The sequence below is a fragment of the Plantactinospora sp. CA-294935 genome (genome assembly GCF_050936445.1).
In the GTDB taxonomy this organism is placed as follows: Bacteria; Actinomycetota; Actinomycetes; order Mycobacteriales; family Micromonosporaceae; genus Plantactinospora.
In genome coordinates, this window is the sequence record NZ_JBNJMU010000001.1 from 3,481,591 (window position 1) to 3,497,383 (window position 15,793).

General features: G+C 71.0%; 17 protein-coding genes. 11 read left to right on the forward strand and 6 right to left on the reverse strand.

Annotated features, from left to right (window positions below):
- Positions 1-7: 7 nt before the first annotated feature.
- The 6 genes from ACQEVC_RS15590 (at position 8) to ACQEVC_RS15615 (ending at position 6,118) form a co-directional block, all read left to right on the forward strand.
- Positions 8-940 carry a F0F1 ATP synthase subunit gamma gene (locus ACQEVC_RS15590; protein ID WP_432877715.1) on the forward strand — a complete coding sequence of 311 codons (933 nt, stop codon included), beginning with the start codon at positions 8-10 and terminating at the stop codon, positions 938-940.
- On the forward strand, positions 940-2,376 hold the full coding sequence (gene atpD / locus ACQEVC_RS15595; protein WP_432877718.1) for a F0F1 ATP synthase subunit beta: 1,437 nt from the start codon (positions 940-942) through the stop codon (positions 2,374-2,376). The genes ACQEVC_RS15590 and atpD overlap by 1 nt, the downstream gene beginning before the upstream one ends.
- Positions 2,377-2,731: 355 nt before the next feature.
- Complete coding sequence (locus ACQEVC_RS15600) at positions 2,732-3,868, forward strand: LCP family protein (protein ID WP_432891426.1); 1,137 nt, start codon at positions 2,732-2,734, stop codon at positions 3,866-3,868.
- Positions 3,869-4,166: 298 nt separating this feature from the next.
- Positions 4,167-5,294 (forward strand): LCP family protein, encoded by a 1,128-nt coding sequence (locus ACQEVC_RS15605; protein WP_432891429.1) that lies wholly within the window; start codon positions 4,167-4,169, stop codon positions 5,292-5,294.
- Between the two features lie 89 nt (positions 5,295-5,383).
- Positions 5,384-5,665 carry a F0F1 ATP synthase subunit epsilon gene (locus tag ACQEVC_RS15610; protein ID WP_432877720.1) on the forward strand — a complete coding sequence of 94 codons (282 nt, stop codon included), beginning with the start codon at positions 5,384-5,386 and terminating at the stop codon, positions 5,663-5,665.
- A 12-nt stretch (positions 5,666-5,677) separates the two neighbouring features.
- The gene (locus ACQEVC_RS15615) at positions 5,678-6,118 is read left to right on the forward strand and encodes a DUF2550 domain-containing protein (protein ID WP_432877723.1); all 441 of its coding nucleotides are present in this window, start codon (positions 5,678-5,680) and stop codon (positions 6,116-6,118) included.
- A gap of 183 nt (positions 6,119-6,301) precedes the next feature.
- On the opposite strand, the gene ACQEVC_RS15620 is transcribed toward ACQEVC_RS15615, so the two are convergent.
- Positions 6,302-6,991: a class I SAM-dependent methyltransferase gene (locus tag ACQEVC_RS15620; RefSeq protein ID WP_432877726.1), complete on the reverse strand. Its 690-nt coding sequence runs from the start codon at positions 6,989-6,991 to the stop codon at positions 6,302-6,304.
- A 166-nt stretch (positions 6,992-7,157) separates the two neighbouring features.
- On the opposite strand from ACQEVC_RS15620, the gene ACQEVC_RS15625 reads away from it, so the two are divergent.
- Positions 7,158-8,354 (forward strand): sensor histidine kinase, encoded by a 1,197-nt coding sequence (locus ACQEVC_RS15625; RefSeq protein ID WP_432877728.1) that lies wholly within the window; start codon positions 7,158-7,160, stop codon positions 8,352-8,354.
- Positions 8,351-9,112, forward strand: a complete 762-nt coding sequence (locus ACQEVC_RS15630; protein WP_432877731.1) for a response regulator — start codon at positions 8,351-8,353, stop codon at positions 9,110-9,112. Before ACQEVC_RS15625 ends, ACQEVC_RS15630 begins: the two co-directional genes overlap by 4 nt.
- 272 nt (positions 9,113-9,384) lie before the next feature.
- Here the strand turns inward: ACQEVC_RS15630 and ACQEVC_RS15635 are convergent, their stop codons facing one another.
- The gene (locus tag ACQEVC_RS15635; RefSeq protein ID WP_432891432.1) at positions 9,385-9,816 is read right to left on the reverse strand and encodes a VOC family protein; all 432 of its coding nucleotides are present in this window, start codon (positions 9,814-9,816) and stop codon (positions 9,385-9,387) included.
- 34 nt (positions 9,817-9,850) lie between these two features.
- Complete coding sequence (locus tag ACQEVC_RS15640) at positions 9,851-10,423, reverse strand: cob(I)yrinic acid a,c-diamide adenosyltransferase (protein WP_432877734.1); 573 nt, start codon at positions 10,421-10,423, stop codon at positions 9,851-9,853.
- Between ACQEVC_RS15640 and murA the strand changes: the two genes are divergently transcribed.
- Positions 10,422-11,870, forward strand: a complete 1,449-nt coding sequence (murA, locus tag ACQEVC_RS15645; RefSeq protein WP_432877736.1) for a UDP-N-acetylglucosamine 1-carboxyvinyltransferase — start codon at positions 10,422-10,424, stop codon at positions 11,868-11,870. The two genes, ACQEVC_RS15640 and murA, sit on opposite strands and share 2 nt — an antisense overlap.
- Before the next feature lie 20 nt (positions 11,871-11,890).
- Here murA and ACQEVC_RS15650 read toward each other — a convergent pair whose 3' ends face one another.
- Entirely contained in the window at positions 11,891-12,385 is a 495-nt protein-coding gene (locus tag ACQEVC_RS15650; protein WP_432877739.1) for a MarR family winged helix-turn-helix transcriptional regulator, read from the reverse strand.
- Positions 12,386-12,491: 106 nt separating this feature from the next.
- On the opposite strand from ACQEVC_RS15650, the gene ACQEVC_RS15655 reads away from it, so the two are divergent.
- Together ACQEVC_RS15655 and ACQEVC_RS15660 are read left to right on the forward strand one after the other, a co-directional pair.
- Positions 12,492-13,052, forward strand: a complete 561-nt coding sequence (locus ACQEVC_RS15655) for an NADPH-dependent FMN reductase (RefSeq protein ID WP_432877741.1) — start codon at positions 12,492-12,494, stop codon at positions 13,050-13,052.
- Between the two features lie 157 nt (positions 13,053-13,209).
- Positions 13,210-14,058, forward strand: coding sequence for a 3-hydroxyacyl-CoA dehydrogenase family protein (locus tag ACQEVC_RS15660; protein ID WP_432877744.1), 849 nt, complete (start codon positions 13,210-13,212; stop codon positions 14,056-14,058).
- 32 nt (positions 14,059-14,090) lie between these two features.
- On the opposite strand, the gene ACQEVC_RS15665 is transcribed toward ACQEVC_RS15660, so the two are convergent.
- Both ACQEVC_RS15665 and ACQEVC_RS15670 read right to left on the reverse strand, forming a co-directional pair.
- Positions 14,091-14,948, reverse strand: coding sequence for an ABC transporter permease (locus tag ACQEVC_RS15665; protein ID WP_318394781.1), 858 nt, complete (start codon positions 14,946-14,948; stop codon positions 14,091-14,093).
- On the reverse strand, positions 14,945-15,793 hold the full coding sequence (locus ACQEVC_RS15670; protein WP_432877748.1) for an ABC transporter ATP-binding protein: 849 nt from the start codon (positions 15,791-15,793) through the stop codon (positions 14,945-14,947). The genes ACQEVC_RS15665 and ACQEVC_RS15670 overlap by 4 nt, the downstream gene beginning before the upstream one ends.

Consider the following 15,793-nt stretch of genomic DNA (forward strand, 5'->3'; position numbering starts at 1 on the left):
CTGACCGGTGGCTGCCCAGGTACGCGTTCTTCGTCAACGGATCCGCTCGGCGAAGTCGATGAAGAAGATCACCAAGGCGATGGAGCTCGTCGCGACGAGCCGACTCGCCAAGGCCCAGTCCCGGGTCGCGGCGTCGCTGCCGTACGCCCAGGCCATCACCGGCGTGCTCACCGCGCTGGCGTCCAACGCGGCCATCGACCACCCGCTGCTCACCGCCCGGCCGAAGGTCCGCCGGGCCGGGGTGGTCGTGGTCACCAGCGACCGCGGCCTGGCCGGCGGTTACACCTCCAACGCGATCAAGGCGGCGGAGTCGCTGATCGCCCGGTTGAAGGCCGACGGCAAGGAGCCGGTGCTCTACGTCATCGGCCGCAAGGGTGTCGGCTTCTACCGGTTCCGGCAGCGGAAGGTGGAGGCGAGCTGGACGGGCTTCTCCGAGCAGCCGACCTTCGCCGACGCCAAGCAGGTGGGCGAGACGCTGATCAAGGCGTTCGTCTCCGGCGCGGACGACCTGGAGGGTGGCGATCCGGGGATCGACGGCGTGCTCGGCGTCGACGAACTGCACATCGTCTTCACCGAGTTCAAGTCGCTGATGTCGCAGACCCCGGTGGCCCGGATCATCGGGCCGATGGAGGTCGAGGACCGGCCGCGCTCCGAGGGGCTGCTGCCGGCGTACGAGTTCGAGCCGGAGGCGGACGCGCTGCTGGACGCGCTGCTGCCGAAATACATCAACACGCGGATCTACGCGGCGTTGCTCGAGTCGGCGGCCAGCGAGTCGGCGTCTCGTCGTCGGGCGATGAAGAGCGCGACGGACAACGCCGAGGAAATGATCGAAACCTACACGCGTGAGATGAACTCGGCCCGCCAGGCCGGGATCACCCAGGAGATCAGTGAGATCGTCGGCGGCGCCAACGCGCTGGCCGCGTCGGGAAGTGAAGTGTGATGACTGCTCCTTCAGAGACCAAGACCGCGACGGGCCGCGTGGTCCGGGTCATCGGCCCGGTCGTCGACGCCGAGTTCCCGCGCGACGCCATGCCGGACATCTTCAGCGCCATGCACGTCGACGTGACCCTCTCCGGGGGCACCAAGACCCTGACCCTGGAGGTCGCCCAGCACCTGGGCGACAACATGGTCCGGGCGATCTCGATGCAGCCGACCGACGGTCTGGTCCGGGGCACCGAGGTCCGGGACACCGGTTCCCCGATCACGGTGCCGGTCGGTGACGCGGTCAAGGGCCGGGTCTTCAACACCATCGGCGAGGTGCTCAACCTCAAGGAGGGCGAGACCTTCGAGGCGGCCGACCGGTGGCAGATCCACCGCAAGGCGCCGGCCTTCGCCGACCTGGAGCCGAAGACCGAGATGCTGGAGACCGGCATCAAGGTCATCGACCTGCTCGCCCCGTACGTCAAGGGTGGCAAGATCGGTCTGTTCGGCGGTGCCGGCGTGGGCAAGACGGTGCTCATCCAGGAGATGATCACCCGGGTCGCCAACAACTTCGGTGGTACCTCGGTCTTCGCCGGGGTGGGTGAGCGGACCCGTGAGGGCAACGACCTCATCCACGAGATGACCGAGTCCGGCGTCATCGACAAGACCGCGCTGGTCTACGGCCAGATGGACGAGCCGCCGGGCACCCGGCTCCGGGTGGCGCTCTCCGCGCTGACCATGGCGGAGTACTTCCGGGACGTGAACAAGCAGGAAGTGCTGCTCTTCATCGACAACATCTTCCGGTTCACCCAGGCCGGTTCGGAGGTCTCCACCCTGCTCGGCCGGATGCCGAGCGCGGTGGGCTACCAGCCGACCCTGGCCGACGAGATGGGCGAGCTCCAGGAGCGGATCACCTCGGTCCGGGGCCAGGCGATCACCTCGATGCAGGCGATCTACGTGCCGGCGGACGACTACACCGACCCGGCGCCGGCCACCACCTTCGCCCACCTGGACGCGACCACCAACCTGGAGCGGTCGATCTCCGACAAGGGCATCTACCCGGCGGTGGACCCGCTGGCGTCCTCGTCCCGGATCCTCGCGCCGGAGTTCGTCGGTGCCGAGCACTTCGCGGTCGCCTCCGAGGTGAAGCGGATCCTGCAGCGCTACAAGGACCTGCAGGACATCATCGCCATCCTCGGCATCGAGGAACTCTCCGAGGAGGACAAGCTCACCGTCGGTCGGGCCCGGCGGATCGAGCGGTTCCTCTCGCAGAACACCTACGCCGCCGAGGTCTTCACCGGCATCAAGGGCTCGTACGTGCCGGTCAAGGACACCGTCGAGGCGTTCAAGAAGATCAGCGAGGGTGAGTACGACCACTTCCCCGAGCAGGCCTTCTTCATGTGCGGTGGGCTCGACGACCTGGAGCGCAACGCCCGTGAGCTGATGAAGGACTAGTTCACCGGCGAGGACGCGTACGCCAGCCGCACCGGCAGTCGCCGGTGCGGCTCCGGCGTCTTCACCCGCTGTTCACCTGTACGCTCTGGTCGATTTGCTCGATCTTCATCCGGTTCCGGTGCTTTGGTAACCCGACTTTGCCGGGTACCGTCGTGGGCGGCCCGCAACCCCGGCTGACCGGCACGCCTCTGTCCAGTGGGCCCGTCCTGGTCACGGGGTGCTACGAACGGAGTGTCTGGTGGGTGAAGGCGGCAGCGGCGACGGTCGGTCAGGCGGCAGGACCCACCGGTTGGCCCGGCAGCGGCGGGGCGCCACGTCGGGTCACCCGGCCGCCGACGAGCCTGGCCCGGAGCGGCTGGGTCCCGGGCGGACGGGCTCGGGTCGGCGGCACGGAGGCAGGTCCAGGGCGCCGCGCTGGGCCCGGGTCTGCACCATGCTCGGTGCCCTTCTGGTGCTCGTCAGCGGCGCCGGGCTGGTCGGCTTCGAGGCGGTGCTCGCCCGCTACGAAGGAGCGGTGCAGGAGGCCGACCTCTTCGGCGACGAGGTGGCCGGCGCGGTGCCGGAGAAGAAGTCGGACATCAAGGGCCCGCTGAACGTGCTGCTGGTCGGGATCGACCCGCGGACGCCGGAGTGGGCGCCGTTGGCCGACTCGATCATGGTGCTGCACGTGAACGAGACGCTGGACTCGGCGTACCTCTTCTCGATGCCCCGAGACCTGCTGGTGGATATCCCGGCCTTCGCCAAGGCCGACTACGACGGCGGTACGGAGAAGCTGAACGCCGCGATGGCGCACGGCAGCAAGGTACCTGGCGGGGAGCTGCCGAGCGCGGCCCAGGGCTTCGAGCTGCTCTCCAGGACCGTCTCCGAGGTGACCGGCATCCAGCGGTTCGACGCCGGGGCGATCATCAACTTCAACGGCTTCCAGAAGATCGTCGACGCCATGGGCGGCGTCGACATGTACATCGACACGAACGTCAAGTCGGAGCACCGGCAGCCGAACGGCAAGATGCGCACGCTGAAGCCGGGTGGTGGCGGGTACACCGGGCCGCAGGCGCAGTACACGAAGGGCAACGCCCACCTCAAGGGCTGGCAGGCGCTGGACTACGTCCGGCAGCGGTACGGCCTGCCGAACGGCGACTACGACCGGCAGCGGCACCAGCAGCAGTTCGTCCGGGCCATGGCCGACCAGGCGCTGAGCAAGGACGTGGTGACCAACCCGATCAAGCTGGATTCGGTGCTCCGGGCGGCCGGCGAGTCGCTGATCTTCAACGGTCGCGGTCACGACCTGGTCGACTTCGCCTTCGCGCTGCGCGGGCTCCGGTCGGACTCGATTCAGATGATCAAGTTGCCGGGTGGTGGGGTGACCGAGGGCGGCTCCTACCGGGGCGAGAAGTTCCAGCCGATCGCGGACGAGTTCTTCGCCGCGATCAAGGCCGGCACCGTCGACAGCTTCGTCATCAACAACCCCGAACTACTGAACAAGGCGAAGTAGCCGCTCGGGGCCGGAGCCATCCGGGACGTCCGCGCTGGTGCGGCCGGGTCGCCGGGTACCGGCGGCACAGGCATCAGGATCCATGGCTAGTCTCTGCAACATTTCCGCCCCGTCGGCCCGTCCTTATTGACGGGCGCAAAATTCGCAGGGCGCGACGGATGGAGATGCAGTGAGCGAGGGTGGCAAGGGCGCTGGCCGGTCCACCAGGCGGACGGGTCGGTCGGAACGCGGCCGGGACGGCGGCGTCGGGCTGATCGGCGACGGTGGGGTGGGTGACCTGTCGGGCGGTGGACGGCCGATCATCCAGGGGCGGCGCAAGAAGTCGTCCGTGCCGACCTGGGCCCGGCTCTGCACGATCTTCGGCGCCGTGCTGGTGGTGCTCAGCGGCGGCGTGCTGGTCGGCCTGGAGGCGGTGCTGGCCCGGTTCGAGGGCGCGGTGACCGAGGAGGACCTCTTCGGCGACCAGGCCGCCGGTGCACCGGCCGCGGAGAAGAAGTCGGACATCAAGGGCCCGCTGAACATCCTGCTGGTCGGCATCGACCCGCGGAAGCCGGAGACCCCGCCGCTGGCTGACTCGATCATGGTGCTGCACGTGAACGAGACACTTGACTCGGCGTACCTCTTCTCGATGCCCCGGGACCTGCTGGTCGACATACCCCGGTTCGCCAAGGCCGACTTCCCGGGCGACCGGACGAAGCTGAACGCCGCGATGTCGTACGGCAGCAAGGTGCCCGGCCAGAAGCTGCCGAGCGCGGCCCAGGGCTTCGAACTGCTCTCCCTGACGGTCTCCAAGGTGACCGGGATCAAGCGGTTCGACGCGGGCGCGATCATCAACTTCGGCGGCTTCCTGAAGATCGTCGACGCCATGGGCGGCGTCACGATGTACATCGACCAGAACGTCAAGTCGGAGCACCGCCGCCCGGACGGTACGCACCGGACGCACAAATCCGTCGGGGAAGGCTACGTCGGCCCGCAGGCGCAGTACAAGAAGGGCACCCGGCATCTGGAGGGCTGGCAGGCCCTGGACTACGTCCGGCAGCGGTACCCGGAGAACGGGGTGACCGACGGCGACTACGGCCGGCAGCGGCACCAGCAGCAGTTCGTCCGGGCCATGGCCGACCAGGCGCTGAGCAAGGACGTGGTGACCAACCCGATCAAGCTGGACAAGGTGATCCAGGCGGCCGGCAAGTCGCTGATCTTCAGCGGCCGTGGGCACAAGCTGCTCGACTTCGGCTTCGCGTTGCGCAACCTGAGGTCGGACTCGATCCAGATGATCAAGCTGCCCGGGGGCGGTGTCGGCACCGGCAACAACTACAAGGGCGAGCAGTTCAAGCCGATCGCGCAGGAGTTTTTCGCCGCGATCAAGGCCGGCACGGTCGACAGCTTTGTGATCAATAATCCGGAGTTGCTGAACAAGGTCAAGTGAGCGGTACCGGTCGGAGCCACCCGGCTGGGAGCGGCGGCGGGAGCCGGACTAGACTTTCCACAATCCCGCCGCCGCAGCAAGGAGACAGCGTGGCACAGCTTCAGGTCGAACTCGTCGCCGTCGAGGAAAAGATCTGGACGGGCGAGGCCGAGATGGTCGTCGCACGGACGACCGAGGGTGAGCTCGGAGTGCTGCCGGGACACGCGCCGCTGCTCGGGCAGCTCGCCGAGCCCGGCCAGGTACGCATCAAGTTGGCCGGCGGCGAGCAGTTGACCTACGACGTGGACGGCGGCTTCCTCTCGGTGACCAGCTCAGGGGTAACGGTCCTGGCCGAGAGCGCCAGCCCGGTGACCGAGTCCTCGAGCCGCTGACCCGACACGTCGATGCTGGTCTTGCGTTGGATCGGAATCGGCGTCCTGGTGCTGCTCCTCACGGTTGCGGCACTCTTCGTTCGGCGGGCCCTGATGACCCGTTCCGGCGGCATCATCCGGCTCAGCGTGCGGGTCTCGACGATCCTCGACGGCCGCGGCTGGTCGCCGGGCTTCGCGCGGTTCGCCGAGTCCGAACTCCGCTGGTACCGGATGTTCAGCTTCGCGCTCCGGCCGAAGCGGGTACTCTACCGGCGCGGCCTCGCGGTGGAGCGCCGCCGGCTGCCCGAGGGGCAGGAACGGCTCATCATGCCCGCCGACTGGGTGATCCTGCGATGTGTCAGTCACCAGGCACCCGTGGAGATCGCGATGGCGAAGTCCACGGTCACCGGTTTTCTCTCCTGGCTTGAGTCCGCCCCTCCGGGGGCGGTTTCTCATCTGGTCCTCCGCGACTGAGCCGGATTCGCGGCGAGGCACCCGTCGGCCGGCGGCCGGTCACCGGTCGGTCCGGACACGACTCTGCGCCGGTGACCGGCGAAGTCGACCCTTCCGGCGGTCGCCAACCCGTCGTCGCCCGGCACGACTGCGCCCCGGTCGGCCGGATCGAGCGCGCGGCCGGGGCGGGGAGCGGACGGGAGATCAGGGGCGGCTCGGCTCCGGGCCGCGCGAGGCGGAGCGGGTTCCCGGGCGGACCGGTCCGGGGTGCCGACCGGGTCCGCCGCGCTCCTCGCCGGCCGGTTGCCGGATCGGCCGCCGGCAGTGGTAGACCACCGCGGGCGGCAGGTTGGCCCAGACCGTCCCGCCGACCACGACCTCCTCGAACAGTTCCCGGAGGTTCCGGTGCAGCCGCCGGGCCGGCGGCGACCAGCGGGCGTGCTGGTAGGCGAAGGTGGTGAAGACCCCGTCGTCGGCGAGCGCCGCGACGACGGCGGTGAGGATCTCCCGCTGCTTCTGCGCGCTGAACACGGCCCACGGCAGGCCGCTGACGATCACCTCGGCCGGCGGCAGGTTCCGCTCGGAGAGCAGCCCGGCCAGCGCTCCCGCGTCGGCCTGGAGCACGTCGACCGCCGGATGCTCCCGGGCCAGCCGGTCCGCGAAGGTCGAGTTGACCTCCACGGCGAGGTGTCGGCCCTGACCGGCCAGCCGGCGCTGGATCACCCGGGTGAACGCCCCGGTGCCGGGGCCGAGTTCGACCACCAGCGGCTGCCCGCTCCGGGGGATCGTCGCGGTGATCCGCTCGGCGAGCGGCGTTCCGCTGGGCGCGATGGCACCGACCGCCCGGGGGTCGCGGGCCAACTGGGCCAGAAACGAGATCATCTCGGTGGGCACGGACCGAAGCTAGGCGAACTGATCAATCTCGGATGTCATCCGGTCGGCCGGTGTACCCGGCCACTCGGAGGAGGCGCCGAGACCGGTGGCAGGAGTCGCAGCCGGAGTTGCGGCTCCGTATCGTTGCGGCGTGCGGGTGCGGCGGAGATGGTGGCCAGATGTGCTGATGGGCCTGGTCGGAGGCGCCTTCGGGCTGGCCAAGCTGGGCTGGCCCGTGGTGCGGAGCGAGCCGCTGCCACTGCTGCTGGCGGTGGCCGCCGGGCTGATCCTGGTGGCGGCCCGCCGGTGGCCCTGGCCGGTGCTGCTGGTCGAGTGCCTGCTGCTCAGCGTCGCCAACTGGACCACCCCGCTGGGCGGCGACGTCGCCCAGTTCGGCGCCCTGACCGCGCTCGGGATCATCGCGTACGCCGCGAACTGGCCGGCCACCGCCGTGGCGCTGGGGCTGGTGTACGCGGCGTCGCTGGTCCACCTGATCGGCCCCGACAGCGAGGGGCTGCTTCCCGGGCAGCAGGGGTTCGTCCAGCTCGCCGGCTTCTTCGGGATCTCCGTCGCCCCGGTCGCCCTGGCCCGCTACCTGGGCCGGGTGCGCCGGGTGGCCCAGTCGGCCGAGGAGCGCGCCCGGGAGGTCGAGGCGCAGCAGGAGGTGCAGACCCGGGCGGCCCGGCTGGCCGAGCGGGCGGCGATCGCCCGGGACCTGCACGACATCGTCGCGCACCACGTGGGGGCGATCGCGTTGCAGGCCGGCGCGGCGCAGTACGCGGCCCGGCGTACCGGCCGGGTGGACGACGCGGTGCAGGCGCTGGGGGAGTTGCGGGTCACCGCCGGCCAGGTGCTCGACGAACTGCGGGCGCTGCTGGAGGTGCTGCGCGACCCGGACGCGATCGTGGCGGGCGGACCGCCGATCGAGCCCGAGCAGTTGATCATGGATGCTGAGCAGCGGGTCCGGGCGGCCGGAGTGGCGGTCCGGATGAACCTGGCCGGCGACGTCGGCGAGGCGCCGCTGGTGGTGCGTACCACCGCCGCCCGGGTGGTGCAGGAGGGGCTGACCAACACGCTCAAGCACGCCGGACCGGGCGCGACCGCCTCGGTGGACATCCGGCCGGACGGTACCGGCCTGCTGGTCGAGGTGCTCGACACCGGCCCGGAGCAGCCCCGGCCGTCCCTGCTGCCGCCCTCCGGGCACGGGTTGGCCGGGATGCGGGAACGGGTCCGGCTGCTCGGCGGCACGCTGCTCGCCGGCCCCACCGGCAGCGGTGGCTGGCGGCTCGCCGCGCACCTGCCGATCCGGGAGAAGACGGCGGCGATCTGCGCGAAGCCGGCGACCCGGGCGATCGACGCGGAGCCGACCGGGCGGTCCCGGTGACCGTACGAGTCCTCGTCGTCGACGACCAGGCCCTGGTCCGGGCCGGCGTGACCCTGCTGCTCCGCACCGCCGGCGGGTTCGACATCGTCGGCGAGGCCGGCGACGGGCGGGAGGCGGTCCGGCTGGCCGAGCGGCTCCGCCCGGACGTGGTGCTGATGGACCTGCGGATGCCCCGGATGGACGGCATCGAGGCCACCCGCCGGATCCTCGACCAGCATCCGGCGACCCGGGTACTGGTGCTGACCACCTTCGCCGACGACGCCAACATCTACGGGGCGCTCGGCGCCGGGGCGATCGGCTACCTGGTCAAGGACGGCGCCCCGGAGGACCTGGTGGACGCGGTCGGCCGGGCCGCCCGGGGCGAGCCGCTGCTGGCGCCGGCCGTACTGGCCCGGATCGTGCACCGGGCGTTGCAGGCGCACACCGAGGACACCGAACGCGGCTCCGACGCCGTACGGCCGTCGGGGCACCGGCTGCTCAGCGGCCGGGAGCGCGAGGTGCTGGCCCTGGTCGGCGCCGGGCTCTCCAACGCCGAGATCGCCTCCCGGATGCATTTGGGGGTGACCACCGTCAAGACGCACGTCTCGGCGGCGATGGAGAAGCTCGGGCTGCGCAACCGGGTCCAGGCCGCGGTGGTCGCGCACCGGCTCGGTCTGGTCGACGACGACTTCCGGCCGATCGGCCTGGACGGACCCGGCCGGGACAGCACCACCCGCGACGACAGCAGTCCGGGTACCGTCCCGCCAGCGTTCCGGTGATCCCGACGGGGACTGACGCTAGGGGAGGGCCGCCGTGCACCGGCCAGTCGGCGGAGCCGGTGCGGCCCGCGGCACCACGCCGGCCGGCGGGCGCGTCAGGCACGGTGTAGGGGTGGATCCCAGCTTCGGGCTCGTCGACCGGCTCACCGGCCTGCCGCCGGGCTGGCTGTCCCTGGCCGCCGGGGCTCTGCTCGCCGCCGAGGTGGTCGGGCCGGCCGACCGGCCCGGTGGGGCGGCGGCCTGCCCCGGCGGGCCGGGAGGCGCCCGGCCGGTCAGCCGCCGGGGACGGGGACTGAGGAGGCACAGAGTTCCACCTCGAACCCGGACCCGTCGGTCAGGTAGCCGGCGTAGTTCTCCGGCCCGCCCGCGTACGGGTGGCGGTCGGCGAAGAGCAGCGACCAGCCGTACCCGGGGGCCAGCGCGACCAGCCGGTCCACGGCGGCTGGCGGGCCGGCGTGGAAGGCCAGGTGGTTGAGCCCCGGCGCGAGCCGGTCGTGCCGCCGGGACGACAGCGCGGGGGACTCCTCCAGCACCAGGTAGGTCGGGCCGTGCCGCCAGGAGCGGCCGGCCGGCCAGCTCTGGTACGGCGTCCAGGCCAGCTCGCCGAGGAGCCAGCCCCAGCTCGTGGTGGCCCGGTCGAGGTCCGGTACCCAGATCTCGACGTGGTGCAAGCCGCCAGGCGGGACGGGGGGCCGGTCGGGGATCACCCCGCTCGGCGCGTCGCCGGGACCGGTCGGGTCAGCGCTGGCCACCCGGCGCCCATAGCACATCTCCGGCCGGATTTGCGGTTCTTGCCAGGATGAACAGCAAATCCGAGAGGCGGTTGAGATACTTTGCCGGAAGAGTGCTGGTTCGATCTGGTTCGGAGCTGACCAGGGCCCATGCCGAGCGCTCGGCCCGCCGGGCGATCGTGCGTGCCACGTGCAGCAGGGCTGCTCCCGGAGTGCCGCCGGGCAGGACGAAGGAGTCGAGTTTGGCCAGTCGGGCGTTGTACCGGTCGCACCAGCCCTCCAGCCGCCGTACGTACTCCTCGGTGACCCGCAGCGGCGGGTACGCCGGCTCCGGCTCGACCGGGGTGGCGAGGTCGGCGCCGACGTCGAAGAGGTCGTTCTGGATCGTGCCGAGCACGGTGCGGAGATCCTCGTCGAGCTGCCCGAGGGCCAGCGCCACCCCGATCGCCGCGTTGCACTCGTCGACGTCGGCGTACGCGCCGATCCGCGGGTCGGTCTTGGCGACCTCTTCGTTGTTGCTCAGCCTGGTCGTGCCGGCGTCGCCGGTCCTGGTGTAGATGCGGGTGAGGTGGACGGCCATGACGAACAGCGTACGGACGTCGAGCCCGGCGACGCCGGCCCGGCCCGAGTCGGGAACCGGGCAGGGCTGGCCGGACGGCACCGGGCCGGGTGGGGCGGACGACTCTACGATTTGCGACGTGGACGTGATCAGAGTCAGTGGCGGCGCCCGGCTGGAGGGCCAGGTGCACGTCGTGGGTGCCAAGAATTCCGCGCTGAAACTGATGGCGGCGGCGCTGCTCGCCCCGGGGCGGAGCGTGATCACGAACGTACCCCGGATCACCGACATCGCGATCATGGCCGAGGTGCTGCGCCGGCTCGGCTGTGCGGTGTCGTTCGCCGACGACGAGGGTGAGGGTGCGGCGGGCGGGGACGGCGGCCCGCCCCGGTCCTGTTCGGTGACGATCGACGTGCCGACGGATCCCGGCACCGAGGCCGACTACGACCTGGTACGCCGGCTCCGCGCCTCGATCTGCGTGCTCGGCCCGCTGCTGGCCCGGCGCGGGTACGTCCGGGTGGCGCACCCCGGCGGCGACGCCATCGGCTCGCGCGGGCTGGACATGCACGTGGCCGGGCTGGCCCGGATGGGTGCGGAGATCTCCGGCGAGCACGGCTTCGTCATCGCCTCGGCACCCCGGGGGCTGCACGGCGCGACGATCTGGCTCGACTTCCCCAGCGTCGGCGCCACCGAAAACCTGGTGATGGCGGCGGTACTCGCCCGGGGCGTCACCGAGATCGACAACGCCGCCCGCGAGCCGGAGATCGTGGATATCTGCACCATGCTCACCCAGATGGGTGCCAAGATCGACGGTGCCGGCACTTCCATGCTGCGCATCGAGGGCGTCTCCGAGCTGCGCCCGGTCCGGCACGCCACGGTCGGCGACCGGATCGTCGCCGGCACCTGGGCCTTCGCGGCGGCGATGACCCGGGGCGACGTCACGGTGACCGGCGCGAGCCCGGCCTTCCTGGAGATCGCGCTCGACAAGCTGGTCTCGGCCGGGTGCCTGGTCGAGACCCGGACCGACGCGTTCCGGGTGCAACTGGACCGGCGGCCGTCGGCGGTGGACGTGGTGACCCTGCCGTTCCCGGGCTTCGCCACCGACCTGCTGCCGATGGCGATCGGGCTGGCCTCGGTCAGCGAGGGGGCCTCGCTGGTCACCGAGAACATCTTCGACGGCCGGTTCATGTTCGTGAACGAGATGGCCCGGCTGGGTGCGGACATCAAGACCGACGGGCACCACGCGGTGGTGCGCGGCCGGGAGCGGCTCTCCAGCGCCCCGGTGCGGGCCACCGACATCCGGGCCGGTGCGGGCCTGGTGATCGCCGGACTCTGCGCCGACGGGGTAACCGAGATCTCGCACGTGCACCACGTCGACCGGGGCTATCCGGACTTCATCGCCGACCTGCGGAGCCTGGGGGTCGAGGTGGAGCGGGCGACCGCTCCCGAAGAGCCGGCCTTCACGTTATGACCGGGCGGCGGCCGGCCAGTTCAGGAGGCGGATCGGGACTCCGGGTCCGAGTGCTCCGCGCAGGTGCCGGTCGTCGCGAACCGGCGCAGCGCGTCCGCGAGCTGCCCGAGGTCCAGCCCGTCGAGGTGGTCGACGACGTGCCGCCGGACGCTGGCCAGGTGGGTCGGGTAGGCCGCCTCCAGCCGGGCCAGCCCGGCGTCGGTGAGCACGGCGTTCCAGCCCCGGGCGTCCTCGGCACAGCGGATCCGCTCGATGAAGCCCTGCTGCTCCAGCCGGGTGACGATCCGGGTCATCCCGCTCAGCGAGAGGTCGCAGGCGGTGGCCAGCTCGTTCATCCGCATCCGGCGGTCGGGCGCCTCGGAGAGGTGCATCAGCGCGCCGTACTCGTTGATCGACAGGTGCTGCTCGCGGGTCAGGTCGGCGTCCAGGGCCCGCGGCACGACGATGATCGCCCGGCCCAGTGCCCGGACGACGGCTTCTTCCTCGCTGCTCAACGGAGGCAACGGGGCTGTCATGGAGAACACACTAGCACGGCGATTGCTTGACAAAGCAACTATCGAGTTATTTGCTTGACGCGGCAAGCACATGAGTGCTGCGCAATTCGGAGGGGAAAAACCGGCAATGACCAGAATTGGCATCATCCTGGGCAGCACTCGTCCCGGCCGCAACGGCGAGGCCGTGGCCCGCTGGGTGTACGACATCGCCCGGCAGCGCAGCGACGCCCAGTACGAGTTGGTCGACCTGCTCGACTACAAGCTGCCGCACCTCGACGAGGCGATCCCGCCGAGCATGGGCCAGTACGCGAACCCGCACACCCTGGAGTGGGCCGCCAAGATCGCCTCGTTCGACGGGTTCGTCATCGTGACCCCGGAGTACAACCACTCCACCTCGGGCGCCCTGAAGAACGCCATCGACTTCCTCTTCGCCGAGTGGAACAACAAGGCGGTCGGGTTCGTCAGCTACGGCTCGGTCGGCGGCGCCCGGGCGGTCGAGCACCTGCGCCTGATCGCCGGTGAGCTGATGATGGCCGACGTACGGGCCCAGGTGGCGCTCTCGCTGCACACCGACTTCGAGAACTACAGCGTCTTCACGCCCGGTCCGCACCAGGCGGACGCCCTCGGCGTCGTACTGGACCAGACCGTCGCCTGGAGCACCGCGCTCGCGCCGCTGCGCGCGAGCTGACCCGTCGCGGCCCCCGCGACGACCGCCGTCGGGCCGGCGGTACCCCGGACATGCCCCGGGGTACCGCCGGCCCGAACCTGTTACCGGCGGGTAGCGGTGGTCGGGTCGACCGTTAAGGTGCTCTGCGAGGACACAATCCAGCCGAAGGAGTGAGCACATGGCGGGTCGACTCGCGGTCATCGGGGCCGGTCTGATGGGTTCGGGCATCGCCCAGGTCGCGGCGCGGGCAGGCTGGCAGGTGACCCTGCGCGACCTGGACGACGCCGCCACCCGCCGCGGCCTGTCCGGCATCCGTATGTCGCTGGAGAAGTTCGCGGCCAAGGGCACGATCGAGGCCGACGAGGTCGAGGCGACGCTGCACCGGATCACCCCGACCACCGAGCTGGAGGCGGCGGCCGACGCCGACATCGTGGTCGAGGCGGTCTTCGAGCGGCTGGAGATCAAGCAGGAGGTGTTCCGGGCGCTGGACAAGATCTGTGCCCCCGGCGCGGTGCTGGCCACCAACACCTCGGCCATCCCGGTCACCCAGATCGCGGCGGCCACCGGCCGGCCGGAGTCGGTCGTCGGCACGCACTTCTTCTCACCGGTCCCGATGATGAAGCTCTGCGAACTGGTCCGGGGCTACAAGACCAGCGACGAGACGCTGGCCACCGCCCGGGCGTTCGCCGAGGAGATCGGCAAGACCTGCGTGGTGGTCAACCGGGACATCGCCGGATTCGTCACCACCCGGCTGATCACCGCCCTGGTGATGGAGGCGGTCAAGCTCGTCGAGTCCGGGGTGATCTCGCCGGAGGACCTGGACACCGCCTGCAAGCTCGGCTTCGGGCACGCCATGGGGCCGCTGGCCACCACCGACCTGACCGGCGCCGACGTGCTGCTGCACGCGACGAAGAACATCTACGCCGACACCGCCGACGAGAAGTTCTTCCCACCGGAGCTGCTGCAGCGGATGGTCACCGCCGGTGACCTGGGGCGGAAGACCGGAAAGGGCTTCTACTCGTACTGACCGGGCTGGTGCCCGACCGACCGCGCACCGGATCAGCCGTCGCGGCGGCTGGTCCAGCGGAAGGTGGTCAGGCAGAGCACCAGGCCGACGACGCACCAGAGGCCGAGCACCAGGGCGACCCGGCCCAGTTCGAAGGAGCCGGCCGGCTCCTGGGCGCCGAACGACTCGGGCAGGAAGACCGAGCGCAGGCCCTGGCACATCCACTTCAGCGGGAAGATCGCCGCGACCTGCTGCATCCAGCTCGGCAGGTCGGTGAAGACGAAGAAGACCCCGGAGATGAACTGGAGCACCAGAGCCACCGGGGTCACCGTGGCGGACGCGCCACGCCCGGTGCGGGGCAGCGAGGAGAAGGCGATGCCGCAGAGGGTGCAGGCGGTGATGCCGAGGGCGGAGATCCAGAGCAGGTCGAACCACTTACCGGCGGTCTGCGGCAGGGTGAGGTCGAAGAGCAGCGCAGCGACGGCCAGCAACAGCACGGTCTCGGCGAGGCCGATCACGGCGACCATGACGATCTTGCCGACGAAGTACACCCACTTCGGCATGGGGGTGCCGCGCAGCCGCTTCAGTACGCCACGGTCCCGCTCGATCGGGATCTGGATGGCCAGGCTCTGGAAGCCGACCGTCATCAGCCCGGTGGCGATCATGCCGGTCACGAAGTACTGCGTGAACCGGACCCCGCCGCCGATCTCGCCCTTGAAGATCGACGCGAAGATCAGGATCATCACCACCGGGAAGAGCATGGTGAAGACCACGGACTCGCGGCTGCGCAGGAACTGGCGTACCTCCAGCCGGCCCTGCCGCAGGCCGAGCGCGACCGGCCCGACCCGCCGGGCCGGCGCGGACTCCGGCGGCCTGCCGGCGGTCTCCGGTGCGGTGGTCGAGGTGCTCATCGGTGCCCGATCATCCGTAGGTAGACGTCCTCCAGGGTGGGCCGGGTCACGGTCAGCCCCGGCACCTCGCCGCCGAACCGCGCGGCCAGCTCCGCGACCAGCGCCGTCGGCGTCGCGCTCTCGACGCGTTCCACGGCGCCCTCCGGGGTACGCCAGGAGACCGTGGCCAGCGCCTCCGCCCGGTTGCCGAGTCGGGCCGGAGCGGCCACCTCGACCAGCCGCCCGCCGGTGATCACCGCGACCCGGTCGGCGAGCGCCTCGGCCTCGTCCAGGTAGTGCGTGGTCAGCACGATGGTGGTGCCGGCGGCGGCCAGGTCCCGGATCAGCTCCCAGAACTCGCGCCGGGCCTCCGGGTCGAAGCCGGTGGTCGGCTCGTCCAGGAAGAGCAGCTCGGGTCGGCCCACGATGCCGAGCGCCACGTCCAGCCGGCGCTTCTGCCCGCCGGAGAGGGTGTGGGTCCGCGCCGTCGCCTTGCCGGCCAGCCCGACCCGTTCGATTACCTTGTCCGGATCGTCCGGGTTGGGGTAGAAGCCGGCGAAGTGGTGCACCACCTCGGCCACCGTCAGGTCGTCGAACTCGCCGGTGCCCTGGAGCACGATGCCGACCCGGGACCGCCACTGCCCGTCCGCCCGGTCCGGATCGACGCCGAGCACGCTGACCTCGCCCGCGTCCCGGCGCCGGTATCCCTCCAGGATCTCGATCGTGGTGGTCTTGCCGGCACCGTTCGGGCCGAGCAGGGCGAAGACCTCGCCCCGGGACACGGCCAGGTCGACGCCGTCCACGGCGACCGTCCCGCCGTACGCCTTGCGCAACCCCCGTACGGAGATCGCGAGCTGCTCTGCCAT